Source organism: Nostoc sp. FACHB-152 (assembly GCF_014697475.1).
Classification (GTDB): Bacteria; Cyanobacteriota; Cyanobacteriia; order Cyanobacteriales; family Nostocaceae; genus Nostoc_B.
In genome coordinates this window covers 12,802-37,864 of the sequence record NZ_JACJRV010000055.1, presented here as the reverse complement: position 1 = coordinate 37,864, position 25,063 = coordinate 12,802, and the positions used below count along the sequence as shown (strand labels likewise).

Annotated in this window: 20 protein-coding genes; 3 read left to right on the top strand and 17 right to left on the bottom strand. The window is 39.7% G+C overall.

Features of this window, described 5'->3' with window-relative positions; genetic code table 11:
- The first annotated feature begins 232 nt into the window (after positions 1-232).
- Together H6G76_RS25910 and H6G76_RS25905 are read left to right on the top strand one after the other, a co-directional pair.
- The gene (locus H6G76_RS25910) at positions 233-997 is read left to right on the top strand and encodes a HAMP domain-containing sensor histidine kinase (RefSeq protein WP_190707577.1); all 765 of its coding nucleotides are present in this window, start codon (positions 233-235) and stop codon (positions 995-997) included.
- On the top strand, positions 985-1,227 hold the full coding sequence (locus H6G76_RS25905) for a hypothetical protein (RefSeq protein WP_190707574.1): 243 nt from the start codon (positions 985-987) through the stop codon (positions 1,225-1,227). Before H6G76_RS25910 ends, H6G76_RS25905 begins: the two co-directional genes overlap by 13 nt.
- On the opposite strand, the gene H6G76_RS25900 is transcribed toward H6G76_RS25905, so the two are convergent.
- The 17 genes from H6G76_RS25900 to mobV all read right to left on the bottom strand — a co-directional run bounded on the left by H6G76_RS25900 (position 1,224) and on the right by mobV (position 24,301).
- Positions 1,224-2,027, bottom strand: a complete 804-nt coding sequence (locus H6G76_RS25900; protein WP_190707571.1) for a hypothetical protein — start codon at positions 2,025-2,027, stop codon at positions 1,224-1,226. The genes H6G76_RS25905 and H6G76_RS25900 overlap by 4 nt on opposite strands.
- A 58-nt stretch (positions 2,028-2,085) precedes the next feature.
- Positions 2,086-5,760, bottom strand: a complete 3,675-nt coding sequence (locus H6G76_RS25895; RefSeq protein ID WP_190707569.1) for a DUF3854 domain-containing protein — start codon at positions 5,758-5,760, stop codon at positions 2,086-2,088.
- Positions 5,761-5,834: 74 nt separating this feature from the next.
- On the bottom strand, positions 5,835-6,311 hold the full coding sequence (locus H6G76_RS25890; RefSeq protein WP_190707566.1) for a relaxase/mobilization nuclease domain-containing protein: 477 nt from the start codon (positions 6,309-6,311) through the stop codon (positions 5,835-5,837).
- Between the two features lie 34 nt (positions 6,312-6,345).
- Entirely contained in the window at positions 6,346-8,130 is a 1,785-nt protein-coding gene (locus H6G76_RS25885) for a type IV secretory system conjugative DNA transfer family protein (RefSeq protein WP_190707563.1), read from the bottom strand.
- A gap of 50 nt (positions 8,131-8,180) precedes the next feature.
- Positions 8,181-9,386 carry a hypothetical protein gene (locus H6G76_RS25880; RefSeq protein ID WP_190707560.1) on the bottom strand — a complete coding sequence of 402 codons (1,206 nt, stop codon included), beginning with the start codon at positions 9,384-9,386 and terminating at the stop codon, positions 8,181-8,183.
- Between the two features lie 30 nt (positions 9,387-9,416).
- Positions 9,417-10,130: a hypothetical protein gene (locus H6G76_RS25875; protein ID WP_190707557.1), complete on the bottom strand. Its 714-nt coding sequence runs from the start codon at positions 10,128-10,130 to the stop codon at positions 9,417-9,419.
- Entirely contained in the window at positions 10,127-11,734 is a 1,608-nt protein-coding gene (locus H6G76_RS25870; RefSeq protein ID WP_190707554.1) for a TrbI/VirB10 family protein, read from the bottom strand. The genes H6G76_RS25875 and H6G76_RS25870 overlap by 4 nt, the downstream gene beginning before the upstream one ends.
- The gene (locus tag H6G76_RS25865; RefSeq protein ID WP_190707551.1) at positions 11,731-12,525 is read right to left on the bottom strand and encodes a hypothetical protein; all 795 of its coding nucleotides are present in this window, start codon (positions 12,523-12,525) and stop codon (positions 11,731-11,733) included. The genes H6G76_RS25870 and H6G76_RS25865 overlap by 4 nt, the downstream gene beginning before the upstream one ends.
- 83 nt (positions 12,526-12,608) lie before the next feature.
- Complete coding sequence (locus H6G76_RS25860) at positions 12,609-13,709, bottom strand: hypothetical protein (RefSeq protein ID WP_190707548.1); 1,101 nt, start codon at positions 13,707-13,709, stop codon at positions 12,609-12,611.
- An 86-nt stretch (positions 13,710-13,795) separates the two neighbouring features.
- Positions 13,796-14,476 carry a hypothetical protein gene (locus H6G76_RS25855; RefSeq protein ID WP_190707546.1) on the bottom strand — a complete coding sequence of 227 codons (681 nt, stop codon included), beginning with the start codon at positions 14,474-14,476 and terminating at the stop codon, positions 13,796-13,798.
- A complete protein-coding gene (locus H6G76_RS25850) occupies positions 14,473-17,277 on the bottom strand; it encodes a hypothetical protein (RefSeq protein ID WP_190707543.1) in 2,805 nt (934 codons plus the stop codon). Before H6G76_RS25850 ends, H6G76_RS25855 begins: the two co-directional genes overlap by 4 nt.
- A 205-nt stretch (positions 17,278-17,482) precedes the next feature.
- Entirely contained in the window at positions 17,483-17,785 is a 303-nt protein-coding gene (locus H6G76_RS25845) for a hypothetical protein (protein WP_190707539.1), read from the bottom strand.
- 127 nt (positions 17,786-17,912) lie between these two features.
- Complete coding sequence (locus H6G76_RS25840; protein WP_190707536.1) at positions 17,913-18,521, bottom strand: hypothetical protein; 609 nt, start codon at positions 18,519-18,521, stop codon at positions 17,913-17,915.
- A 271-nt stretch (positions 18,522-18,792) separates the two neighbouring features.
- On the bottom strand, positions 18,793-19,752 hold the full coding sequence (locus H6G76_RS25835) for a site-specific integrase (RefSeq protein WP_190707533.1): 960 nt from the start codon (positions 19,750-19,752) through the stop codon (positions 18,793-18,795).
- A gap of 542 nt (positions 19,753-20,294) precedes the next feature.
- Positions 20,295-20,849: a DUF192 domain-containing protein gene (locus H6G76_RS25830; protein ID WP_190707531.1), complete on the bottom strand. Its 555-nt coding sequence runs from the start codon at positions 20,847-20,849 to the stop codon at positions 20,295-20,297.
- Between the two features lie 3 nt (positions 20,850-20,852).
- The gene (locus H6G76_RS25825) at positions 20,853-22,469 is read right to left on the bottom strand and encodes an ATP-binding protein (RefSeq protein ID WP_190707528.1); all 1,617 of its coding nucleotides are present in this window, start codon (positions 22,467-22,469) and stop codon (positions 20,853-20,855) included.
- 107 nt (positions 22,470-22,576) lie between these two features.
- Positions 22,577-24,301: a MobV family relaxase gene (gene mobV / locus H6G76_RS25820; protein WP_190707525.1), complete on the bottom strand. Its 1,725-nt coding sequence runs from the start codon at positions 24,299-24,301 to the stop codon at positions 22,577-22,579.
- A 131-nt stretch (positions 24,302-24,432) separates the two neighbouring features.
- Here mobV and H6G76_RS25815 point away from each other — a divergent pair, with 131 nt between their 5' ends.
- Positions 24,433-24,570 carry a hypothetical protein gene (locus tag H6G76_RS25815; protein WP_190707522.1) on the top strand — a complete coding sequence of 46 codons (138 nt, stop codon included), beginning with the start codon at positions 24,433-24,435 and terminating at the stop codon, positions 24,568-24,570.
- The last annotated feature ends 493 nt before the right edge of the window (positions 24,571-25,063 follow it).

The window sequence follows — 25,063 nt, the reverse complement described above, 5'->3', positions numbered from 1 at the left end:
TTAAAAAATAGTAAGAATTCAGCACCCAGAAGTCAGAAGTCAGAATTTAGACGTATCTAGTAGATTAGGAAATTGATTTATCAAATATTTCTCCTTATTCTTTAACCCTTCTGGCTCACTTCGACTAAGCTCAGTGACCACCTGGATTCTGACTCCTGAATTCTTACAAAAAATAAAATCTAAGCTCACTGCCAAGAGATGCAAGAACATAAATTGATGTGGAATCATAGTTATGCAAACAGAAAGTCTCGCTAGAGATCCGAATTTATCAGCTTTGCTCCATGATATTCATAACGTTTTCAAGGGGACATCTATAATTCTGGATCAATTAATTGATGGGTTGTACGGGGGATCATTAGATGAGATTAGACCATTATTGATAGCAATATTAGAAAGGAATAATAGGGGAGCTAATCTGATAGAGGCTAAAAGCACAGCTTTCTATGAGATTAACTCCTCAATGGTTACGCAGTTTGATATGTTAGTATTTCTAAAAAAAATGAGTATAGAGTTTTGTCCGATAGCTCAATCTCAATCTTTAAAACTACATTATGAGGCCAGTTCGTCATATAAACACGGAACGCAAGTCAGAGGCGACATGGTAAATATAAGTAGGATGATAAGTAATTTATTACAGAACGCTATCAAGTATACCAATAGGGGAGAAGTGTTCTTACGTTTGCTGGCTCAAGGAGATGATTTGCTTATAGAAATTGAAGATACAGGAATTGGGATTGCTGCCGAACAAATATCTACAATATTCCTGCCATTTTGGAGAGCAAGAGAAAATGAAGTAAGAAATCAATCAGGAATGGGATTAGGGTTATATATTGCTCTGATGGTAGCTCATGCACATGGATTGAAGATGAAAGTGAATTCAATAGTAGGGCAAGGAACAAAGTTTAGTATTGTATTCCCGTATAATAACGGTGTTTATGGCTTAGGGGATGGTAAGATTTGTCCAAAAATACCAGAGGCTAGAAGATGCGCTATCTAGATGATGTCAAGCTTTGGGACAAGATAGAAGCAGTAGTAGAATGGTTAATTTTTGCTTGTTTAGTGATTGCAGCCATCATCAAACTTGGTAGTCAAGATATTTATCAAGTGATGTTCTATATAGTTTTAGCGGCAATAATTGCACCATTTTCAGGATTAGGAAGAATGCTTAAGCGTTATCTAATCGGAGGAATGTTCTTTCTAGGGCTAGTAGCCGGGTACTTTCGTTAATCACCCAGTTCGGCATTGTCATCTGGGTCAATAGTAGGGTGAATATGTGATTGTTGAGTATTATGGACGCGATCAAAGTTGATAATTCGTTGTGATTCTTCTTGCGAAAGATTGTTTTGGAGAATTTGGAACTGTGCTTGAGTGTCTTGTTTGACAGCAGTAAAAGCATTATAAGGAGAGCCGTTTTTGCGGTTAACATTTAGAAGCTGAATTCCTTCTTTCATCCACAACTGTAATTGGTAAGCAATGCCGTCATAAATACGCCCTTGGTTATCAGTATCCTGACCCATATTGACTAGGGTATTCAAAATTGACCCAATAATAGACTTATTGATAGCTTCACCCTCAGCAGGTGTAGAAGCGTGATTTTCACTTTGGATTTTGGGTTCGGTATCTTTAGGTAATTGGCGTTGCTCCCTTTCAATTATTTGATGTAAAAATACTTTTTTCTTATCAGCAATTAAATTATCAACTCTAATGGAATTATTGAGTGCTGAAGCATCTGAGATTGGTTGATTAATCTCAAATTTTTGGAGATATTCTTTGTAGTATTTATCTTTAAGAGACTGCCTGTAATCTTCGATGTTTTGAGTAGTATTAGATAAAGAAAATATTGTTCTGGCTTCTTTTAAAAGATGTTCGCGTTCATTGGTGTCGAGGCTAACAGTCGGTTGTATGTGTGAAGAATGCTTTTCCATGAGTAGCCCTAATCTGTAGGCCATCATGTTATGGGAAATATTAGTATCACGATTAATACTGCTAATGGTTTCTAAGATTGAAGAAGATGAATGATGCTGCATAGTAAAAATTCAATCTGAGATTGCATGAGTTAATATCTATTAATTTTAATTGTTAAGCTCACAACTGGATGTCATCAGAAGTAGACTGATTCGGCTCGTATGACTGGGCTGTTGATTGTTGAGAATAAATTTCGGTTTTGGGTGTATAAGTATTGTCAATAAATTGACGACGCTGTGCCATCAAATCTTGAAGAATATCCTCAAGTGGAGGGAGAGAAATATCAGTCTTGCCCTGATTATGTTGTTCAACTTGACTTTGAAGCAAAATCTTGTAATAAAGTTCGCGTTGTTCGCCAATAGAGAGTTTACCAGTTTTTTCAAGTTTGTCGCGCAGAGGGTAATTATATTGATTTGCAACACTCTTCCAAGCTTTATTCTGTTCTAAGTTGTGCCAATGAGTGGCAATGTCCTGATGCAGAGGCAGATGAGGATCACGAACTGGATCAGAATCGTAGGTTTGTACATCAGTTTGCCCTGCTAAGTGTGTGCGTAAATCATGAATAATCCCAGCTAAAGGAGGAAGTGTAATCGAGGTTTGTCCATTTTGTTGTATTTCATACCAAGCTTGATTCTGGATTTTTTGATAGAGTTCGCGTTGTTCACCAATGGTCAGCTTTCCAGACAGTTGAATTTTTTCTTGCAATTGAGCATGACCATGCAGGGCTACAGTTGCCCAAGAATTGTTTGACTCTAGCTGTTGCCAGTAGTCGGCAAGTTGAGGATGAATAGGAATAGCAAGATTATCAAGTTGAGATTGGTGGTTTTGAGGTTGAACGTCAGGAGTATCTTGAGCGTTAGAACGACGTTTTATCGGTCGCTCTACTGATGCTGAGGATTGAGTATTTGGTGTGGAAAAGTCCGGTGATGGTTGGCGATTATCTAAGTTCTGCCATTGTTTTGAGATATGAGGATGAACAGGTAAGTCAACATCACGAGTAGCATTGGAGAAATTGGCAGCCATTGTTGCTAAAGTTCGTTGAATATCAAGCTTTTGTGCTAATAACCTTAATTTATTTAAGTCAGCTTCAGTAATGGCCATTTTCATAACTTGGTGAGTGATGCCAGTGTCAGTTTGTTTGAGTTCAAACCGAACCGCTTCTCTACCAGTGCCATCATGTTCAGTTTTGAAGAGTTGTAAGATAGATGTATGCTCACTAAAGTTATCTTGGTAACGGATGTGATAATTGCTGAGAGTTAACTCATCACGCTGAAAAGTTGTCAAAGTCTGAGTAAGAATTTTGAGAACCTCGGCTTGTTTGAAACTTTCTAAAAGATTGTGTGTACCACCAGGAGAGAGTGAGGCAAGGCTTGAAGCGATAGTGCGCGGGTCTTCATCGACAGAAGGTAATGGTTTTCCGCTTTTAAGATAATCAGCAACTAATAAAAACTCTTGTCTTTCAATAGGTAAAATACTAATTTGCTGTTTCGACTTTTGCTCATAGGAATTAGCGTCAGAAAGTTTAATATTACCAACATGACCCCACTGATCTGCTTGAAAAGTCATCAACTGTTGTTGATCATGGCGACGATAAATACTGTACTTGTCTCCATGATTTTTAATAATAAAAGCATCAGCTTGATAAGTTTTACCTTCAGCCTGTTCATTAATAATATCAGGTGGCTCAGTTCCATATTTCTTCAGCAGTGCATAAGCGGCAGAAGCTATTTGTTGATTTTCTTTAGCCTCTAAATTTTTTCTAAAAAAATTCTGTTGGTAAAGCGTAACCTCTTGTTTCCTAGACCAAGAGGCAGTCTGTTCTAGTGTTTGAGGGATAGAGGGGATTTCACTTTCAAATAGATCAGTATCAACAAATTCTGCATCTATGATTGGTGTAGTAGGAACTAGGAAATGTGTAGGCGATTTAGCAGGAGGAAGTTTCAGAAATTCATCAATGGGCTGCTCTGTTAGATTGTCAGGAGTTGCTGTCACAGTACCGTCTCCTTTTTGTTCATAAAGCGTTTTGACAGTGCCATCCTTCTTGATAATCGTTAAACGAAAATCAGGCGGAGTATTGTTTTGCCACCATTGGTCAAGAGGTACAGAAGCAGCAGAGATTTTAAAGTAAGCATCTGCCCCATGCGCCACAATCAAATCATCAACACCTTTAGGAGGCCCTGGTAATTGAACGACACTAACCGTAGACCCAGCCATTTCTAAAAGTTGACCAGTGCGGTAAGTAGCAATATTGATATTGCGTTTGGTTTTGGGTTTGGTTTCGTAGTCAAAACAGATTTTGAAGTGGCGATCTTTAGTTGCAAAGACAGCTAACTCAGGATGTAAAGCTAGATTGAAACCATCATCTTGCTTACGATAGCCGTTGTAAATCCCTGGCACACCAATAGCAGCTTCACCTTGACTCAGTAAACAAGCAGCTTTTTTGGCTCCTTCAGTGATTGTAATGGGGATATTGTGCTTCCAGACGCAATACCAAAATCCACTGGCGCGATCGCTATCACTGGGGCTAACTTCAGATTTGAGGTAAATTTGTTCGGCAATGCCATTTGGGACTTCTAACAGAAAAAAACTAGTTTCCGTTTTTGGTGGATGTTCATATTTGATAAACTTCTTGGGTTGAGCGATTGTCTTTTTTGGCTCTTGAGGAGTATTCCTATCTTGAAGAAATTTGAAATAGCCCTTGGAACTGTTTTTTTTCTCAATTTTTTCTCTTGGCTGGTTAGGTTTGTAGCAACCCCAAATTTTCTGTGCTGGTTGTTCTCCCTCTTTTAAATCGGCAAAGGAAGTCGGGTTAACCCCACCACTGCACCACCAACCCCCATGCTCAATATGAGCGTATGTATAAAGTAATTCTTGCTTGAGCCGTCCGGTGTTAAGACGTTCTAACTGAGTGCTGTACAATAAATATTCCCACGCTTCATGCTCTTGCTCTATTGCGTCGAAGTGCAGACTTTTGAAATTCAACTCGGCAATAGATGGCGCGATCGCACTACCGTTGATTAGCTCTTGCCAATGATTTAAGTCTATGTGAGGTGGACAAACCTCAATTACAGCAGGGGAAACAGAGGTACTAAAAGTTGGCTGGGCAAGTAAAGAAGATGATTCATCATGAGGCTCTAATTCGGATGAAGGTGCGACTTCCTCTGCTTTGTCAAATTCTTTGGCTGCTTCAAGTTCTAGTTTAGATGGAGGTTCAACTTCCTCTGCAACTTCATCTAAATGAAAACTATTATTAACTGGGGGTGAATCTGTAATATCTTGCTTTTCTTCCAGTGGTTGGTAATTGTTTTGTGCGTAAAACCAAGCATTTTGACGTTCTAATGGTACAGCCATGAACTCAAGCGATGTAGCAGCAGGGGGAATATTAAGTGGAGAATCGGGAGTTGGTACAAGTGGAGGGGAATCATAGGGAGGAAAGTTAGGAGGTGTTGTATTATTCCCTGACAAAAGAGGCGGGGAATCATAGGGAGGAAAATTAGGAGGTGTTGTATTATTCCCTGGTAAAAGAGGCGGTAATAAATCTTCTAATAATTCTTCGAGTTCGGCAAATTCCTCCTCAACAACTTCTCGCTCAAGCTTTGACCATTTCCAGCCATTATTACCATCAGGAGTCAATGCATAAGTATCTTGCCCTAGTTCAATTTTGCATTTTAAATCAATAGCTTCTTCAATTGATTTATAGAGAAAGTTAGCCAGAGGATAAATAACTGCTCTAACAAAGTGTTGAGTGCTTCTAGCGTAAGCAGAAGTTAGTTGTAAATGTCGCTCATCAAACATAATTATTAAAACTAAAAAATTTAAGAATATGTAGTTACCTAATTACCTAAAATTAGGCAAGAGAGCCAAATCAGTCAAAAGCAGGGATTTTGAAAACAAAAACTCTGAGAACTATTAAATATCTGAGAACAGGATTTACGCAAAACTTCATATTGTTGCCATGTAGCACCAAGGCATCTAATGTCAATGAGATTGCCTTCAGGAGTAACTCGATTAAAGATAATATGAATGTAAATATTATGATGCTGAATATCAAAAAAACAAACATACTGTAAATCATGCCAACAGATGCCTTGGATATATTGAGTAACAATTTGATGGCAGGATTCATAAGATACATGAAAGTAAATATTCTTTAAACTGATTTGGGTATAAATTCCCGGCTTTCTAAGTTTTGGTCTTTTTTGCGCTAAATTCTGAAAATTAGTAATAACTTGAGAAATAGTCGGCTCAATTTCCGGGAAGCTGCTCATACCTATCTTTCTATTTTGAGAGAGTTGGTGAATCATATTGAAATCATCAATAGCAGATTCTTGAATAGTCATTTTCATGGCTGTTACAGATGATATAAATTTCCGGAAAAAGTTAGATTGGTAAATTAGGTTCTTCTTGGTTAATTAAAGTATGAACATCAGATATTTTCAATTTGCTAGGATTTTTAGGAGCAGAATCAGGATTGCTGGGGATAGGAAAACGTTGCTCGATTTGAGCAACTCGAAGAGCTAAATCTTGTTGGTCAGGAAATTTTTGTGTACTCTTTCTAGCTAATAAACTGACAAGCTCATGCCATTTGAGTTGATTGTAGGTATCAATGTTCTCTAAAGGCTGAGAGATTTTAATCTTTTTAAGTAAAGGAACAGACCCCTCAGTTTTATTAGAATACGCAGGATTGATAAAGACACATTTACCAGCTACAAGCTTAAGAAACTGAGCCGATTCAAACAGCTTTTTAGTTTTCTCTTGGTCGCTGGTGGTAGTGTTAGCTTTGCCGCCTCCGGTTGAGCGACTCTTATGCTTGTACTTAATTTCTTCATCACCTAAAAAGCTGGAGAACAATTGAGCCGAGTCATTCTCACCAGGGTTAAAGATGAATTTTGTGCTACAAGCCCCCAAGATAGTTTTAGCGACTTCTCTACCATAGTTCTTCTCCAACTGCCCCATATTCTGCCAGCCCAAAATGCCGCAGAATCCTTCACTTCGAGATTCATTGAGCCACTTATATAAATCCGGCAGGTAAATCGAAGGCAGTTCGTCTAATGCAACGATTAATGGATCTTTACGCTTTTTAGCAATGTTACGGGCGATAGTCATGTGCAAGATGCTAGTCATTAAAGGCGCGATCGCATCTCGTCGCTCACGATCTAATCCAAAGATAATCATCTGCTTACCTTGAATCTCCAAAGGTAAAGTGGTTTTACCGATGAAACAACCAAGAGTATTCTTAGCCATGAAGCGAGTGAACATGATGCTGGCAGTCGCCACAATCCCGGCAACAGTTTTTTCACTAGCGGCGGAACTAAACAACTGACCAAAAGCAATTTTAATCCAAGGATTGAGGTCAGCCGCCATCAAGCGTTTAACCATCTGTTCACTAGAGAGAATGGCAGCAGCAGTCATGACATCAGCTAATTCACCAAACTCTTTAGTGAGCATGAGGATGGCTTGAGTTAACTGATCGCCAGATGGGCCGAAGAAACCATCTTCATTACTGTTGTTCAACAGGCGGAAGTTTTTATTGATAACAGTCGAAATTTGACGAGCAGTTTCCGCATCACTACTATCACGCAGAAAATCTAAAGGATTGCAGACTTCGGATTCAGGGAAACCGGGAGCAAATATATGGACATCATAGCCGTGATACTTAGCATAAGCCACGATTTTGGCTTGTGAGGGATATTTGAAATCATAAGCAATGATCCCAAAACCTTGCTCAATAGCGGAGTAAATCATGGGGTTGATAGCACTAGCAGTTTTGCCACTACCAGTAGTGCCAATTGCGGCTGTTCCTCTCTGGACATCAGGAATATAAAAAGTAGTATTAGTACCTTGATGCGAAGAAGAATGCTGACCAATATAAAGTGCAGCACTGTCACATTGAGGCTGTTTAATTTGTTTAAGGGCTTTTTTAAGTGCAGTAGTAGTTTCCTTGCTTCCGCCCCAGTAGCTAGTAGCAATTTTCTTTTTATGAGAAGCATCGCCAAAAACGACCCTCATCAACAAATAAGAACCAAGAAGACTCAAAAGTGCTAACCCTGATGGAGTAAATAAATGATTGGTGTATCTGCCGATGCTATCGTGAGGGTTTTGCAACTGCTCAAACCGAAATTCTTGGCTATCAGTTTTGTTAGCCGTTCCCAAAGACTTATTCATAAAGATATTGGAAATGGAAAGTCTATAAATTTCCTGCTGTTTCTAGAAAATTAATCTGGAAGTGTTGAGGGTTGACCAAAAATAATTGGGTCTTTTTCTTTGTATTCAATGAAAGGTACAGGCCCAATAAAAAAAGGAGAGCAAGTACGCCCAATAAAAGGGATAGTTTTGCAGATTCTAAAAAACATAGCAGTTTCCAGAGAACCACTAGCTTCATCAATATCCCAAATGACTTGTTTAAAAGCAGAACCAAAAGGATGTCGGCCTGTAGGTTCCTGCCCACGGTTGAGGGATTGTAAAATCCCAAATCCACCCCTAACCTTCTGAACTTTGCCGGAAATCCACTGCAAACCTGTTGTGCTGCCAACACCAGACATCTCTGCATGAGCGCAATTATTTTGCAAACAGGGTACGTTAAATCCTTGTTGATAACTACCGGAGATAGAGCGAGTCCGGTTAGCTTCAACATCTCGAAAAACAATATCGACTTTGCCAACAAAATTGAGGTCAAGAGTACGTAAACCGGGAAAATAATCCCAGGTTAAAGTGTCGAGTCCAGGCACACCATTAACTTTACTATTTTGCCAATTAGCAAAACGATTGATGGCAGTATTTTGAATGTTAGGGATAGAAGTGAGGGAGTAATTTTGTAAATTAATTACTCTCATCAAGGGAATATTCTGAAGCCGGGGATTAGTGCTAGCATTACCAATTGTGCCATTGGCAATCCCGAATTTATTCAAAAAATCACCCAGAGGTTTGACACTAGTTATAGATCGATTTCGTAAAGTAGGAATTGCGTTAACTAAATCAGGTAAAGTTTGCCATTTAGTGGGTTCAAAGTCAATCAGCTTCAGGCGACTTAAACTTAAATTTTGCGTTTGAGAGATTGTAGAAAGGTTTAATTTTTCAATAGCTAAATGGGGAGTTTCAAAATCTCCGAGTTCCATGAATTCGGCAATGCTTTGTCCGGCTTTCCAAGTTCTAGTTTCTCTACCTCTAGTGGCTTGGTAAGTAACACTACCATCAGAGTAGATAATCATATCTTGAAAGCGTAAGCGTGACCAATCAGGTATAAAGCCATTAGGTGATTTAACTAAAGGAACTTGTGAGTAAGCAGGAGTCATTAAAAAACCGACAACTTGATTGAGTAAGCCGTATTTGATAAAACTATGAAGAAATAAACTTCCTAGTAAACCAAATAAAATAAGATAACGTAAAGTATGATCATCAGGAGAATGTTTAGTAATTTTCATAGGTTAATTGTTTCCTGAAGTGAAAAATTCTTATGAACCAAGAGTAATGAGTTTGTTGACTAATTGTGTGGAGACAACAGCTTTATCAGCAGCAGCATTCAGGTCATCACCTTGCTGTAAATAGGTAATTAATTTTTGCAGACGTTGATGCAAATCATCATTAGAGGTAAGCCATTTCTTCCTAATAGCAACAGCCATGCCATTCCTCAAGCTATTAACTGTTTTAATAGTGGTAAGTAATGGTTGCAGTTGAGGGTGTGGTGTTTTCTTGCTATCAACAGCAACATCATTACTGATGACTACTTGGCTGTATTTAGGAGTGCCGTTAGAAGCTATGACGCGAAAACTGTAAGCCTTACGCTCACCTGTATTGGTCTGTGTGATCACTGTTAACAGAGTGCTTGGGGTTTGTGGTAGACCTGGGATATTAACTTTTTTGATGCGCCGCAGATGAATTAGTCCCGCACCTGAATTTTGACAATTAGGGTTGATGCCCTCCAAGCAGCCATCAGTATCAACCAAGATTTGAGATGGATCATCTAACCAGACTCGTTGTATTGTTTCACCTACTTCATAAAATGAAACCACCACACCATGACCATTCCAGACGTTGATCGTTTGGAGTTTAGCTGTCTGTCCCGACGCTTGAGATTGCCTAATGGTACGAACTACAGGTGCAGCTAGGGAGATTGCTGGAGACAGACAAACAACCGCAACAGCACAGCCAATAATCATGTTTTTCATGGCAGTTCTAAAGTACGGTTAACGATAAAAGAAACTTTTGTTCCTTGTGGGATATACCAAACATTGGGTCGAGAGAGTATTTCTTGAGTGGAACGAGCAGCGCGCTCGCTTACAATATCGCCTAGCTTGCCAAAAGCACCTTCTAAAAAAGCAGCACCAAGATTACGGCGATTATTTTGAACAGTAGTGTTGGAGTAACCACCGCCAAAGGCAGTTTGTATAGATTGCTGAACATCGGGTTGATTAATAATCTCACCTACTTTGGCCAGCCCCCCAACTAATCCCACAGTCATGTCGTACTGTGCAATCTCGCCACCTAATGAGTGGAACTTCTGAGCAATTAAAGGTTGACCTGCTTTACCATGTACAGAAATTGCACCATCTGGAATAGGATATTCCGTGTTGTCTTTGATAATGCTCTTGACGGAAGCGATCGCATAATTACCAGCGTCAACAGATACTAATTCCACAGCCAATAAGCTCCTAACGGGAATAGCGACATCACCATAGTTGTCGTGCAAGTCTTGGGTTAATCGCGCCACAAAACGTTTACCATCTTCGGTTTGTTGTTGGGTGTGATTGGTATGGGTTTGTTGTTTGATAACAGGGGTAACTAAAACACCACTAGCCTCTTCTCCAACGGTGAGATAACGAAGAAGTTGTTCATTGAGGATTAGGTTTTCTTGAGCTAGATATTTGTCGGGTTTGTAATTTTTGTCCCAGACTTGCCAGCGTGGACGGATTTGCTCAATACCGTCTGTTGTAACGACTGGCGTGGGGTTTGAGATATCTGCATTCAGATGAGGTGTTGAATCACCCGGCTGTTGTAAATTAGAATTTGCTCCATTACTTCCGGCAGGGTCTAATGGATCTAAGGTGGATACGGGTAAATTGGTATTCACATCAGTATTTTCGGTACTTGCGTAAGCTATGACACCATAAGAACCAATAGTGCGGAGTCGGTTAAATTCAGCAGTAGGATCTACAGGGGTGAGTGGTCGAGTAACCGTAGCAGGTTGAAAAGAAGAATAGGTGCGTGATGGTTTTGGAGTAGAGTTGACCTTGATAGCTGGGGTAGGTTGCTCAACAGTCCGCGGTGAAGGGCGATAAGTTGGGCGTGGAGAAGGATATGGTGTAGTTTGTGGGACTGTTGGTGTAGAAACCACTTTTTGAGGTGGAGTGGATGGTAAAGATTGAGTGTCTTGATCTGGATGGTTCATTTTGCCTAATTCATCAGCTTGATCCGAGAGTGCAAGTTTTGCACGAGCATCTCCGTCGTTATCATCCTGGACTTGTGCTTGTTCTGTAAGTTGGGACTGTTGTTGAGGTTGTTGGGCAGTTTTATCTTGTTGCGGATGAAAAACTCCATTTAACAGAAAAAATATCGCTAAAAAGCCAAATCCAAAAGGAACAGAAATTATTAACAATCTCGACCAAGGAGAAGTAACTAATGTGTGTTTAGTTAATAATAAAGACTCAGGTTGGATTTGTGTTTGGGAGTCCTGATGTGGTAGCGAATTATTAGCAGTATCGTCATCTATAGCCAGAAGATTGTCGATGCCTGATAAAGACCCATTATAATTATTTGGATGAACTTCACTCATCTTCTTTTCCTCAAATCTAAGTCAACAATTTCAATAATTTCGAGTCCGGCACGACGGGCAGCATAAATTTTCTGAGATAGCTCAGTAGTATTGATAGCTTGGGGCGTACTAATTGCTTCAACAGTAACAGTTTTATTAAAGGGGATACCTGCTCCGGCATTATTAGAGCGATTAAAAGTAACAAGAGTACCAATGAAATCAATTTCCCAGCGACCGTTTTTAACTTGTCGAGGTTGAGAGATAAATCGCGGAATTAAAGAAATTTGTTGTTCTCCAGTGAAGATACCGAAGGGAGTTATGCTGGCTAACTTACGTAAAAAAGCGGCGCGAAAATTTTGCTTCTCACTCAGGGCAAATGCCGCATCGTAAGCAGAAGTAGTAACTCTGCTATTGGATTTAGAATTAAGTTGACCTACTTCAATCCCTGGATCAGCTTTAGTGATTGGCTCCCCTTTGGCGTTGAATGCTTTTATTAGTCCATCCCAGTTAAACATCCTAATAAAAGTATCAGAGACAAATTTTTTAATGACTTCATCAGAACGTTCTTGAGGTTCTACAGCTTGAGCATAAATAGTATCTCCATTGACAAGTTGTACTAAAGCTAATTGTTTTTGTCCTAAAACGCTAATGGCTCCATAATTTAAAAGTTGCAAAATCAAGGAAATTGTTGCCATTGAGAAACCAGCTAGAGAAATTATTCCTACTCTAGTTGGGACAGATTTATTGTATTTGAGTAATTGTAAAGGTTCTCGTGGCTGTTTAGAACCATTTTTATCTTTTGTATTCAACATTTTTGGCTTCAGGATGCAGAGGAGAAATTGAGAAAATATAAAAATTCAGAATTCGCCAGATAATTTTCTTAATAAATAGAAATTTATCGAGATAATTTTCCGGCTAAACTACCACCTTTAGTAATGACTGCCTTACTAACATCAATAGCAATACTGCTATAGGTTTCAGCAGCTTTATTGATTTGTGAAAGTACAGCCAAGCCACCACCTGCTGCCAAACCAGTAGCTAGAAATGGAGCTATGATACCAATAGTAAATAAGAAAAACATTGGCTGATAAGTTTTAGAATCAGCAATTAATTGAGCAGCAAAGCCAACAATAATGTTGAAACAGAGTTTTCCTATCCCAACACTAAAATAGCCAACAAGCCAAGTGTAAAGAGATTTGGCTCCATAGGGTAATAATGAACCACCAACCGCCATAGGCCCAAGAAGTGCTGTTACCAGCAAGGTGAGTTCAATTCCCCACTGATAAGCGCCATTCATACCAATTAATATTATGGAGATAATGTCAGTGATACTAGAGCCAATGAAGGAATTAATAGGAGATAACAAAAAATCCCTTGGGTTAGCATTACCTTGCGTTAAATCTTTATAAGCATCAATTGTCCCCACAATTGCATCAATAAACCAAGAAGATAATCTATTATTTTGAATTTTATCTGGGTATTTTTGAGTTAGATCTTGTTTGGCTTGCTCTAAACAAGCTACTTCTTCTTGAGGAGTTAAAGATGAATTTTGACATCGATTAACTGCTATGCCAATAGCACTACGCGCGGCTTCTGTTCCTAATGCTTGCTGATATGCTTCTCTCAGGTTAATTCCAGCAGCAGTACTGGTTAAAACTAAGGTATTTACATTATTGATATAGTTTCTAATTGCTAATGTAGACTCCCCCAAAAGTTTTCCATTATTAGATAGTAAAAGTACTACCAGTGCAGGCCAGATGAAATCAGTGTAAGCACGTTGCTCATCTCCACTCATCATCTTTTTTGTCCACTCAATTAGGAAAAAAGTTAAAGTGGCAATGGCAAATAAAGCTCCAACTGTACACATGGAGGAGTAGACTTCTCCAGCGATAATTTTATTCCATAAATCGTTAAATCCTTGGCTAACTGCCACAGCATTATTGTTGGCTTCTTGGGCTAGTCCGCTGCCATCTAATTTAGCTAATAAATAATACATAAAAAATCTTGATTGATGTTAACTAACTTAGTCAAAATGCCAAATTATTTGATTAAGAGAATTTGGTATCTTGGATTCTTAAGCATTTATTGGTTAGCAGAAGCAGGGTCTAATCTAGCATTAAGGGCGACTTCATGTAGCAAAGACAGTAAGCCTTCTTGTTCGGTGTTCTTTTGCTGGCGTTGAGTTGCTAAATTGTCTGCAACTTGAGTTAGTAACATATTTGAATGCACAGTATCGTACTGTTGTTGCAGTGAATCAGAGCGCCCATTAGACAACATACTGACAATTTGTGCATTTTGAGCAGCTATGACTTTCAAAATATTCTGAGAAGCATCCATATTCTGTGCTTCATCAGCAAGAACTTGTGCTTGTTGGGCGATTTCATCATTCTCGTCAATAATTGCTTTTGTTTGGGCTTGCCCATCTTTACCTAAAGCTTGAGAAATTTTGAGCCGAGCGATCGCACGACTTAAAGCCTCACCTTTTTCTTGGGCAGTAGGTAAAGATTCGGCATCAGCAGTTTTCTGCTTTAAAGTTTCACTGGCAGCTACTGGGTCTGGTTCGCTCATGTCACCTACAGAATTAGATGCCGAAGATTCAGCATCTTGCCCTTGTTCGCCCCAAGCTTGCTTGAGTTGGCTAATGAGAGTAATAATTCTTTGAAAATTCTTGTCAAGTTGTAATCCATAGCTGGGGGCTACTAAAAAAGTCCCACTCAAAGTTAAAGTAATAGCTGTAATGGCAATAATTCTTTTAGTTTTCATGCGACACCTACTAATAATTTTTGAGCTTCTAAAGAAAGTTCTTCAGAGCGAATCATTCTGATGTAATCATCGGAGAATTTCACCATACCTAGTAGCGGATTATCGTGATATTTCTTGAGAAAAAGAGTACGTAATTCTTGTTCATTGGGGTTATTAGCAACAGAGGCTAATAAACAGTAGGCTGGATAATAACGGCAGAAAGTAAGTTTGCCATTATCGTCTAATAACCACTGAGAATAAATCCCAGATTTTTTAGGATAAAAAGATTCGGTACTATTGACGTGGATAATTTCTTGGGGATACTTAAATCGTGTAATAAAAGGGTCAACGGCACTAGATTGAATTCGGCCAATCAAGCGTGTAGTAATGTTGGCAAAGATCTTCGCTGCTGCTTTACTTTGGTAGATACTTTCTGGTTCCTGTGCAGACAAGATGACGCGAATCCCAGCTTTTGCACCATTGGCACAGAGCCTACCAATCAGTTCAGCAATAGAATCAAACTGAAATAAAATAGGTGCTTCATCTAGGAAGAAAATACTAGCTTTGGATGATAAAGCACGACGTAAAGCAGCAGCATAAGCAGAAAGCGCGAGGATAGCAGCATCAGCTTCACTAGATAAATTTCTGAGTGCAAAGACTAATAGTTTTGCATCAGTTTTAAAAGAAGAAGGACGAGAAATAGACCCACCAACTCTAGTAGTTAACCAATAGTTGAGTCTAAGGCGAATTTGCTCTAGTGCTTCTAAAATATCTCGACTATTACTAGCAATGGAGTCTAGCTTAATAAAGGCAGGAGAACAGTATTGATAAAAATCATGTAACGTGGGAGTATCTGCCCAGGCTTTAGTCCCAACTCCCGCTGATAATGCTGCTTTATAGCGGAGTTTAATTTCATCATCATTAAAAAAAGTGAGGAGAGACAAAGCCAGAATGGATTCAATATTTGTAATCATTGAAGGGCTGACACCGAGAGTGCTAGTGCCAACGATCATCGTCATGAGTACACCTTTAAGAAACTCCTTAAAGTCATTGAGTCGTTCATTGATAAGTTCTGTTTCCATCCCCCGCAAGTCAGGCAGTTCAAACAAATTATTTGATTCCTTGGAAATGTCAAAGTAAGCCCCTTCGTTTCCGAGTAATTTTGTATAGTCGGTAAAAGTGGATGTGCCGTCTGGTTTGGGGTAGTCGAGCGCAACGACTGGAATATCTTGTGCTAAGGCAGGGGTTAAAATTCCAGCGACCAAGACGGATTTACCAGAGCGAGTAGCCCCAAAGACGGCTAAATTCTTATGCTCAGAGTACAAATCAAGATGTACGGGAGTGCCACCTTCTGAGGCAATCAATTCAAACCCTGTGCGATCTCCTGTGGCAGTGCGGATCAATGGCATCAGTCCAGGGGCTTCAGAACTAAAATAAGGCAGTCGGCGGTTAAAGGGTTTTGTTAATAGTGGCTCCCACACCATAGGACAGCACTGCAACCATACCTTCCAGGCATATTCTGTTTCACGATCCACAACTGCCGGACGCAAGAAATAACTAGCTAAGTAACGGCAGGCTTCGTCTAGCTCTCGTGTAGTGAGGCGGTGTACGAGAAAAACCACGCCTAAGTGAACAACAACATTACCTTTGTAGATTGTCTTTTGTGCTTCGACGGCTTCTTCAATGTTTAAACCTGATTTGACATCAATATTACCTTTCTCACCAGATAAAGTTGTGCTTGTAATTGATTGCTTTGTAATGCGTTGTAAGTTAGTTTTGGTGATACTTTGGTTAGCCTTAGTAAGTTGACAAAAGATTTCGGTGTCGAAAATACTATCCCTAGAGATTAATTCCCAGAGGTATCGCAGTTGTGAAAATTCATCAATCCAACCCCCTGGCTTCTGGCTAAAGTTAAGCGCACCGATATATTTATCTTGCAGCTTGACCCATTTTCGATCAAAGAAAGGAACAGAATGCTCGTTTTCTAAAAGATGATGTCGGATGTGAAAGTCACTGGTTTGGGTTTCGACAAGACCATGTACTTCATCAAGGGTTAAAGGGTTAGGAATGGCTGTAGGTGAGGAAGCATTAAACTGCTGCCAAAGCACAGACCATACTTCCTCTGCACTTAAAACTCTTAGAGCCAACTTCATCTTATTGCTGAGTATGGATTCCCACTGCAAGAACCCATCATTAAAGGAATTGAGCAGGATGTTTTCAATGCGGGTATTATTGAAAGCATGAATTTCGCCAGTAAAGCTATACCAACCTTTTTCTAACCTTCTAATTAAAGATTCAATAAAATCAGGATTCTTGTTATCATCATCAGCAACAGTATAAGTACACCACAACCTTAAGAATTTATTTTTCCGAGTTCCAGATTTAGTAAGCTCTTGGGTACGTAATCTCTCAGAGCGAATCAAGAGTTTAAGAGAGTCAATTACACAATTATGCTCTAGACTTTTTAATTCTTGCTGTCTAGCGTAGTCAGAAGTAAACGAACCCAAATGTATAGTGAGAAATTCTCTTTCAGGAATTTCTTTTAACCCCGCTTCTATACCATCAAATATAGGGAGAATCTGCTGGGAGGGTAAATTAGGGTGAATTCCTAAGCAGTCAAAACAGAATTTAATTTGGATGTCTTCACCTTTTTTGAGGATTAATGCACCAATGCCTTTTCGACCACCTAAGTTTAAATTAGCTATTCCCGCAAGATGAATAACGTCCTCAAAAGGAGTTAGCGTTTTAGCAACGCCAATCTGTTCGCTCTCTAGAGACTTCTTGCCTAATTTATCGGAATTTTTTGACTGACGAGATTTCATTGGTATTGAGGAAGGGCTAATTTTATTTATCGAAGTCGCAAGTCGGAAGTTGGAAGTTGGAAGTAATACCCGATAAGTGAAGTTAGAGGATTGAAGTAAAGACACTTGTTGTCTCACACGCTTGTGTCTCGACAAAATTTCTTGTTAGTTTTTTAAGAGTAAATTAGGGGGCATCAGACTATTTTTACTTGCGACTTGCGACTTGTTACTTGCGACTTGGTTTATTGTTTAATGTTTGATAAGGCATATAGCCTCTAGTAATTCGAGGGACGCTAACAAACTTGCCAAAGAAATCTTTATTTGTAGATAAAACCCACCAAGTAGCCCATCCCCAAGCAATACTCAAGCCAGTACCTAACCAACTTGCTTTAAGCAGATAGTTGAAGACAAATATATTGAGTATTGCAATGACTGACCAAGGAAATATTTGGTCAGCAGGAAAAGGCCCTAGTCTAGGTCTATCCCCCAAAATTCTATTTACAGTTCTAAATCTATGTTCATTTCTCATAATTTGAAAAATCAGGACAACTTGAGTTGGGTAGGGGAAAGAAATTTTCTCCCCAAATTTTTCCCCCAGATGCACTTAACCAAAACAATTGTCTTGAGGGTCTAGTTTTTGAATTAAATTTACCTCTCTAACCTACATTGCCGCCTTGCCCTGGCCCGATAATTAAACCTGTGACTAAATCTCCCACAAAAACTGCTAATACAATAATTAGCGGAGTTCTTGCAAGAGACTGCCAATCTTCATCATTTCGGGCAGCTTGAATAATCCGTACTAAACTGATACCGACATATAGCAGGAATAAGCCTCTAAGTACGTTGAAAAACAATTCGATGACGGCAGTTGTTTGCCCATTATTACCATTGCCAAAAGCCCCATTCATCCATGTTTGAGCGTTATTGAAAAATTGAGCATCAGCCGGAACGGTGGCAAAATCTAAGACACAAATGATGGTCAAAATAGCAAATAATATTGCATATAAATTCGCTCCATATTTGCGTTGTAATTTATCAAAGTTTGTGAACAATGCTTGAGATTGCTTTGGTAGAGCGATAATGATAGCAGTTGTAATCATAAATCCACCTAATAATATATTGTGGATTGACATGGATGCTATCATTAGCGCACCCGTTACCCCCATTAAAGAGAGTGTGCTGTTTTTCATCCTGTTAGAATTTTTGCTGTCAGAAAGTGTTGCTGTCTGAGGAATGCTTTCGGTATCGTAGTGGGAAGGGAGCATCTCGTTCTCCTGAACGATGTTGTTGTTAATAAGCACATTATTGGGTCTGTTAATATCAAAATCGACCTACTTTCGTACTGAAAAAAACAGTACTTTCGTACTGGATGTTATTTATTACTTTATTTGCCTACGTATACCTGAAAAAGATACTCTAATATCAAGCTTTTAAGCTACTGTAAAGATATCTGTAATTAAGTGCAAGTATAAATATCTCAGCAACGTCCTCAGTGTCATCATTCAAAGACTATTGACTTTTTTCGGATTTTTTGTATTAAAAAGAATTTTCATAAATAAAGTTCAACAATTGAACAGCTTGACGCTTGGCAGTTTCAGAACGTAAATCATATTTTTTAGTTGTGGCTGGGTCGGCATGACCCGCTAGTTCACAGACTGTTAAAACATCCACACCGGATTCGAGTAGTCGAGTAATAAAGGTGCGGCGAAAATCATGGGGGCTGAAACTTTCTATCCCAGCACTTAAAGCACGTTTTTGTAAAATTGCCATCACCGCTTGGTCGGTCATTTGATGAATCTGAATGTGTCCGCCACGCCTAACCGGACAAATTAAAGCTCCAGGCACTTTACCTCTAATACTTAGCCATTCATCCAAAAAATTAACTGCCCTTGGAGGCAAATACACCGTGCGTGATTTTCTTCCTTTGCCATGCCGCACCTTTAAAGAAAAATCCTCACGGTTGAAATCTCTTGTTTCTAGAGCTACTACCTCAGACCTTCGCAGACCACAACCACTCAAAATTGCTATCAATGCCGCATCTCTTAGCCCAATTACATTATCTTGCTTGCAGTCGTCAACAAGTGCGGCAATTTCAGTAGGTTTTAATAGTCGTCCCCGCAACTGGGAATCACCACGCACGTTCTTGATATCTATCGCACTATGGTAATCCTCTGCACTAATTAGCCGCAACCGTAAACTTTCTTTTAGCACTCCTCGCAGAGCCGAAAGCATTCGGTTGGCTGTTGCTGGAGAGTATTGCTCCATAAATATGGCTCTGATTGCTGCTGTGTGCTGGTAGCGTAGCTTTGACCAATCTAAAGACAGTGCATCGCATTCCGAGGCAATTAGCAACCGAGCAATTACATTCAATGCCTTTTGCATTGTTCGTCGTGAACTTAAACTCAAGCTCGACAAATATACTGCCGCTGGGTGTTGGGTCAACGGTAGCGGTGTGGACAGAACTAAATCAATTTGTCTTGCCGATCGCTCTCCCATGATCTGTTATGCGCTACCTGATTAATACAGATAGCTCAGATCATTATCTTCTCACCAATCGACCAACAGATCACCCAGTCCTCGCGCAGAGGTTTTCCTGCTATCAGCTTACTCAGGAGTATCCGTAAGCTTTCTCTATCAATTGACACCCTCCTACGCAAACTGCCTACTTCTCAAAAATAGTTTTGGTAAATTTACATTTTCATAAACTATTTTTTAGTTTACTCTTCCAAAGCCTCAGCATTCATAGGTTAGGCATAAAGCCAAAATTTTGACCTATTTTGGCAATTTCCCCAACTAAAACCGATTTTCTCCGTAAGATTTATAATTAGTGTGACAAATAAAACTAATATTTATCTGCTTGATTAAATCAATTTTTCTTAACCAGACCTCAGCGATCTCATCTGAAGGGCCAAGCGTAATCACAATTGAGTCATTGCTGTTTTTAAAATTAAGCTCATTTTGTGAGCCAAGCCACATACTGATTTATAGACAATAGCGATAGCGATACTGATATTAGAACTAGGGTGATAACCAACAAGCTATTTCCAGAGTAATGATGATTTGCTATCAAAACCGATAGCATTCTTCGACAAACCAGGAAACGACTGGATGTTGAGCCTGTCACCAACTCGGATACTGGCAACACCGGGGGTAAGTTCCAAAACATGAGTCGCAACACTACCTTTGTAGATGGGACAAGGATTTTTGGTACAAGGTGGCGCGTTGTGAATTACTGTAGTTACTACATTATCCTTGAGAAAAATAATATCGAGAGGGATTTTGACTTGGGACATCCAGAAAGGAACATCTTTGTATTCTCTGCCGAGAACAAATAACATTCCGCGATCTTTGGGCAAAGATGAGCGAAATTTTAGTCCCTTCTCTAATTCTTCTGGTGTACGAGCAACTTCCAGCATCCATGTTTGGTTGTTATGGGTGAGTGTATGGGTAACGGGTAAATGCTGGGGTCGAGTTTGCAAGTAACTCATGAGGGATGAAGCGACAATAATTGAGATGCCAGCGATTGGCCCAGCTATGTTGAGGAATTTAAACACCCCAGAGTATAAATCGTTGTGAGATTTTATTACCTGCATAAATTACCCAAAAATATCGACATTGCCAACACTATATATAGAAGAATCAATCGGGCTGGATGGTAGACCCTGTAGATCAGCTTTATTTCTTATGCTTTCAATCCGGTCAGCTTCACGGATGGCCAAAGGATTCATATTCTTTCTCGCATCCAGTAATGCCGACAATGTAATGGATAGTGGAGGTAGTTCGCCTTGTGGTAGAACATCGTCAGGGAACATTTTGCAGAAAGTTGAAATAGCGGCTCGTTCTACAAGTGCTTGAATCTCAGCACCAACACAGCGATGTGTGGCTTTGAGCAATCTGCGCCATTCGTCTTCGGTAAAGCCATCTCCATTACAAAAACGCTTGTCAAATTTGGCTAGGTAAATTTTGAAGATGGAGTGGCGTTCTCCATGATTAGGCAAGTCAACTTTAAAAATGTCATCAAAGCGACCGCTTCTAGTCAATTCGGGTGGTAGCCAATCCAAGCGGTTGACTGATGCCAGAATTAAAACTTCACTAGTTCGCTCCTGCATCCAGGTTAATAACATCCCCGCCAGTCGCCTAGATAAATCATCATCTCCGGCGAACCCCTTATCAAAGTCGTCAAGGTATAAAATAATACGATTAAGCCGATCAACCAGGGCGAGTAAATTCTTGAGCTTATATTCCGCCTCATTGCCATAACTGCGGAAGCTGCCCCACTCCAAAATAATCAATGGCAGACCCAAACGGAAAGAACAAGCTTTAGCCGAGTAAGATTTACCTGTACCGGGAGGGCCTATCAGTAAAATCCCTTTGGGAAGCCGAAGATTATAAGCTTTCGCCAGTGGAGTCAAAAGGCGTTTGTATTTTTTAAATGCCTCCTGCATCAGTTCTAATCCACCAACTGAGATGTTTGGTGGCTGTAGAAACTCGATATTGTAAACTCGCTTGAACAAGCTGATTTTATAAGCGGAGAGTTTTTGGGTCAGTTCTTGAGTATTAGAAAACCCAGAAGAGATAGCTTGACTAATACCATACTCAATATCCGCCAAGTACATCCCAGCAGATGCGATCGCTAGAGAGTAAATTTCTGTTTGGCTGTAATTGGGCAGATGACTAGACAAGCTCAAGCTAATTTCTTCAACAGTTGGTAGTTGTTGAATGACAATTGGTATTTCTGCTGCAATGTCAGATGACACAGAAGCGTTTGACCCTAGAAGGATAGCAGTCTTCTCTTCGTTACGGTTGTAGAGTTTGAGGTTAATGAGTGCAGACTTGATCCACTCAGCAGTTAAGAAAAAATCGGGGTCGGAGGTTTCTCCTAACCAGGGAAATATCCCCTCTAATATCAAAATGCCTTGTAAATGCGTTGTTTTCCAAAAACGTAGAATCTCAAAATAATGTTCGCGTTGATTTTTGGCGATCGCCTGATATTGTGTTACAGGTTGTAAATCTAAATCTTGCCCATTAATGATTAACTGGTTCAACGCATCATCTTCTAATGTCCACAGGTAGCAAGGGATATTTTGTATAAAGCATTGATTGGCGATGTTGTTGAGTAATTTTAGCCTTTCTTGCAAGGGAGATTCTACAGCAATCAACTTATTATTTAGGTTTATCAGGTCAAATACTTGGGTGATCAATGTTGAATTCATGGTTTTAGTCATACAACATCAATCAGATAATAAATGGCATCCCAAAAATTTCTCACAAACTTTGGTACTGAAAATTTCCGTACTAAAGTTGCTTGACTTTTGGTGATTTACAACTCTAATTCATGGTTTTGATTTGAGGAATGATTATGTTGCAATTGAGGAGAAAAATTAACTAATTCCTCATTCCAATTACTAGCTTTGCACTTAAGCTTTTTGGACTGTGGCAACAATTCCTTAACAGTCTGTGCCGCAGCTTGTTGGGTTTTATCGTTACCAAATGCCACTTGTATATGAGAAATATTTTGTAATTGTTTTACAGGCAAGCAATTGGGATCATCAACAGCCATATACAGGGTTCTATTGGGAGGCACATCACCCTGAGCTTGATATTCCAGCATGGCAAAGGAGATAACATCAATCGGAGACTGACACAGAACTACTTTTTTGACTTCATCAGTCGGCTGTCCGCCTAAGTGAAAATGAAACCAGCTATCACGCCTAAAAGTCCCTTTCACATAGCCTTTAAAAGTATTGTTCTGTGTCCCTTGCAAGAAGGCTCCTTGAGGAATCCCCTCAAGATTCCGCATCACAAACACAGCATTTTTTCGTTGATCAGCATAAACCAGTCCAGCGTTGTGCAGAACCTCCACAAAATCTTTAGGGATGCTCCGTTTTTGGGTAAGGTAGTTAGAAACTGTTGTCCATTGGGCTTTATCCTCAACTGGTCGCTGGAATTGGGGACGCGCTTGGGTTTGGATAATAAGAGTAGTTATCTTTCGAGCGTGGGCAATCGCGGCTTTTTGTGCGCCAGCTTCACCAAATCGGTCACGTAACCATGCGTAAGCTTGAGCTTCGTTACACTCATTAACGTGTTTCACTAAATCAATCGCACCATTGCCCCCCAAAGGAGAACCAGGATCGAGGTCAGTAAATTTGTCGCCATCTATATTAATGATGTGATTCTGCCCAACCCAACCATGCTGCTCACGCCATAGCCCTAACTCCCAGGCGACATCAACAAGTGATAAATCCATTCTGGATTCGGCAAGCTGTCTTAATTTCTGGTTATCTTGCTGTAGTTGCCGAATACGTTGTTGTAACAGTTCGTTTTCTTGAGCTAAAGCTTTGGCAGTGGCCTCCATTTCTTCAAGGAAGCGAGTAGCCCTGTCTCGGTCAGCGGCTTTGGCTTTCAACTGTTGAGGATTGAGGGTATCAACATCTAAATCTCGTCCTTGTTCTACAATGCGGTAAAAGTCTTTAATGTCCAGGTGTTGCGCTCTGCTACCTTTTAGACCGCGTTCTAGCCCAACAGAGCGCATTCTCTGGGAGTAAGAATCTTGAAATTGTTGGATTTTCTGCCTGCCATCAAAAAAATGACTACAGCGTAATTGTCCCTCATCATCAAGCGGGACAAAGTAAGCATGAATATGGGGTGTGGCTTCATCTAAGTGCAACTCTGCCCGAACTATGCGCTCTCCATACTCATCAGCTAACCACTGGTGTGTTGCTTCTAGCCAATCATTTAACTTCTGGGGTTCATAATATCCTGCTTGGGTTGGGCAATCTGGGCGGAAGTAACTGGGCGAGGCTGAGAGCAAAAACTCTACACAGTACACTCCATCCGTGCGAATCTTCCGCTTCTGCTCATGTTCAGTGATTTTGGCTAATACCAAATCTTCTAGCCTTTCTTCAGAGTCAAGACTACCAATGAACCTAATATTCTCTTTGGTCGGGTCAGCGTTGGGCGTTTCTCTCTCACGGGCTGTATGAGATGCACTTCCCGTAATATTACTCCGCTTTAATTTTTTTAATCTGGCGATCGCGTATGCCATTTTTCTACTAAGCTAAAATCTGAAATTACAGCTTTCTGACTTTGCTACACGGCAATAATTACTACCTAATTTATTACCAGTTTCCCTTTAGTTATCCCTGTTTTCAAAGACAAATCGCTCAAACACAAAAAATGCAAAATAACCGTAGTAAGTACGGTTATTCTAAAACATTCCACAGCCAACCAGCAGCAATTCACCAGCTAACCCTAAATACCACTAGCAAATTAGTCGTTTTCAGCACGGCTAACACTTACGTACACAAAGGCTAGTTTTTGAGGTTTTCGACAGAAGAACAACGTAAAATCAAGGGCTTTGGGCTATTTTATTATCAACAAGCAATAATTAATGAGAATTAATCAAGTTAATTAGTGTTGATTTGTAACTTTTAGTAGTGTGTAGCATTACAAAAAATCAAAAATCAGTTTTTTGAATTATGTTTGCAACACTTTTGTATTATTCATTCTCAATAATTTTCGAGTTATTGAGAATGAAAAAGAGCAAAAAAAGTAGCTCCAGCGTATTATTGACAAGGTTTATGTCGATTCAGTTAGCAAAAAAGAGCGTCCAAAATAGGTGCTAGACAACAGTTTGTCCACACCTATTTTGGACTTTCAAAAAAGTCACGAAAAGATAACAAAGCAACTTTGAAAGTCCAAGAAAGGTGTTGAACAACACCTACAGGGGTGCTATTTCTGACCTTTTTTATAGGGTGATTAAAGCTACAAAATCAACACTTAAAACTACACAAACACCAGTAAATAA

Bases quoted from the DNA above. Each gene is read 5' to 3' on its own strand.
- H6G76_RS25910 (WP_190707577.1), top strand. From the start codon at position 233: ATGCAAACAGAAAGTCTCGCTAGAGATCCGAATTTATCAGCTTTGCTC.
- H6G76_RS25905 (WP_190707574.1), top strand. From the start codon at position 985: ATGCGCTATCTAGATGATGTCAAGCTTTGGGACAAGATAGAAGCAGTA.
- H6G76_RS25900 (WP_190707571.1), bottom strand. From the start codon at position 2,027: ATGCAGCATCATTCATCTTCTTCAATCTTAGAAACCATTAGCAGTATT.
- H6G76_RS25895 (WP_190707569.1), bottom strand. From the start codon at position 5,760: ATGTTTGATGAGCGACATTTACAACTAACTTCTGCTTACGCTAGAAGC.
- H6G76_RS25890 (WP_190707566.1), bottom strand. From the start codon at position 6,311: ATGAAAATGACTATTCAAGAATCTGCTATTGATGATTTCAATATGATT.
- H6G76_RS25885 (WP_190707563.1), bottom strand. From the start codon at position 8,130: ATGAATAAGTCTTTGGGAACGGCTAACAAAACTGATAGCCAAGAATTT.
- H6G76_RS25880 (WP_190707560.1), bottom strand. From the start codon at position 9,386: ATGAAAATTACTAAACATTCTCCTGATGATCATACTTTACGTTATCTT.
- H6G76_RS25875 (WP_190707557.1), bottom strand. From the start codon at position 10,130: ATGAAAAACATGATTATTGGCTGTGCTGTTGCGGTTGTTTGTCTGTCT.
- H6G76_RS25870 (WP_190707554.1), bottom strand. From the start codon at position 11,734: ATGAGTGAAGTTCATCCAAATAATTATAATGGGTCTTTATCAGGCATC.
- H6G76_RS25865 (WP_190707551.1), bottom strand. From the start codon at position 12,525: ATGTTGAATACAAAAGATAAAAATGGTTCTAAACAGCCACGAGAACCT.
- H6G76_RS25860 (WP_190707548.1), bottom strand. From the start codon at position 13,709: ATGTATTATTTATTAGCTAAATTAGATGGCAGCGGACTAGCCCAAGAA.
- H6G76_RS25855 (WP_190707546.1), bottom strand. From the start codon at position 14,476: ATGAAAACTAAAAGAATTATTGCCATTACAGCTATTACTTTAACTTTG.
- H6G76_RS25850 (WP_190707543.1), bottom strand. From the start codon at position 17,277: ATGAAATCTCGTCAGTCAAAAAATTCCGATAAATTAGGCAAGAAGTCT.
- H6G76_RS25845 (WP_190707539.1), bottom strand. From the start codon at position 17,785: ATGAGAAATGAACATAGATTTAGAACTGTAAATAGAATTTTGGGGGAT.
- H6G76_RS25840 (WP_190707536.1), bottom strand. From the start codon at position 18,521: ATGCTCCCTTCCCACTACGATACCGAAAGCATTCCTCAGACAGCAACA.
- H6G76_RS25835 (WP_190707533.1), bottom strand. From the start codon at position 19,752: ATGGGAGAGCGATCGGCAAGACAAATTGATTTAGTTCTGTCCACACCG.
- H6G76_RS25830 (WP_190707531.1), bottom strand. From the start codon at position 20,849: ATGCAGGTAATAAAATCTCACAACGATTTATACTCTGGGGTGTTTAAA.
- H6G76_RS25825 (WP_190707528.1), bottom strand. From the start codon at position 22,469: ATGAATTCAACATTGATCACCCAAGTATTTGACCTGATAAACCTAAAT.
- mobV (WP_190707525.1), bottom strand. From the start codon at position 24,301: ATGGCATACGCGATCGCCAGATTAAAAAAATTAAAGCGGAGTAATATT.
- H6G76_RS25815 (WP_190707522.1), top strand. From the start codon at position 24,433: ATGCAAAATAACCGTAGTAAGTACGGTTATTCTAAAACATTCCACAGC.